This is a genomic window from Ruegeria sp. CDSC045, from assembly GCF_059610725.1.
Genome location: NZ_JBXWOE010000027.1, coordinates 1 through 1,226, shown reverse-complemented (window position 1 = coordinate 1,226; position 1,226 = coordinate 1). Strand labels below are relative to the sequence as shown.

Annotated in this window: 1 protein-coding gene; it reads right to left on the bottom strand. The window is 59.4% G+C overall.

Going from position 1 to position 1,226, the window contains the following annotated elements:
• Positions 1-50 precede the first annotated feature (50 nt).
• On the bottom strand, positions 51-1,226 hold a 1,176-nt coding region (tuf, locus tag AC2FH6_RS21400), incomplete at its 5' end, for an elongation factor Tu (RefSeq protein WP_142640426.1).

Here is a 1,226-nt window from a genome sequence, read left to right as displayed (position 1 = left end):
AAAGGGCGCCGGATGGGCGCCCTTTCCATTTGATCATTCGCTTGCGCGAATTACTCGACGATTTTCGACACAACGCCGGCGCCGACGGTGCGGCCGCCTTCGCGGATGGCGAAACGCAGGCCGTTTTCCATCGCGATCGGTGCGATCAGCTCAACTTCGAACGACACGTTGTCGCCGGGCATAACCATCTCGGTGCCAGCTGCCAGGGTCACGGTGCCGGTCACGTCAGTTGTACGGAAGTAGAACTGCGGACGGTAGTTTGCGAAGAACGGCGTGTGACGGCCACCCTCTTCCTTGGTCAGGATATAGGCTTCGGCTTCGAACTTGGTGTGCGGTGTAACCGAACCCGGCTTACACAGAACCTGGCCACGCTCAACGCCTTCACGGTCGATGCCGCGCAGCAGCGCGCCGATGTTGTCGCCCGCTTCTCCACGATCCAGCAGCTTGCGGAACATTTCAACACCGGTACAGGTGGTTTTCTTGGTGTCGCGGATGCCGACGATTTCGATCTCGTCGCCAACATTGATCACGCCACGCTCAACACGACCGGTCACAACTGTACCACGGCCCGAGATCGAGAACACGTCTTCGACCGGCATCAGGAACGGCTGGTCAACAGCGCGCTCAGGCGTCGGGATGTACTCGTCCACGGCAGCCATCAGCTTGCGGATCGATTCTTCGCCGATTTCCGGGTTGTTGCCTTCCATCGCGGCCAGTGCCGAACCGGCAATGATCGGAATGTCGTCGCCAGGGTAATCATACGAGCTCAGCAGCTCGCGGATTTCCATTTCAACCAGCTCCAGCAGCTCTTCGTCGTCAACCTGGTCAACTTTGTTCATGAACACGACCATGGTCGGGATGCCAACCTGGCGGCCCAGCAGAATGTGCTCGCGGGTCTGAGGCATCGGGCCGTCAGCCGCGTTCACAACCAGGATCGCGCCGTCCATTTGCGCCGCACCAGTGATCATGTTCTTGACGTAGTCGGCGTGGCCGGGGCAGTCAACGTGGGCGTAGTGACGCGCGTCGGTCTCGTATTCCACGTGGGCCGTCGAGATGGTGATGCCGCGGGCCTTCTCTTCCGGCGCGCCGTCAATCTGGTCATACGCTTTGAAGTCACCAAAATACTTGGTGATCGCTGCGGTCAGCGTCGTCTTGCCGTGGTCAACGTGCCCAATCGTGCCAATGTTGACGTGCGGCTTATTACGCTCAAACTTTTCCTTTGCCAT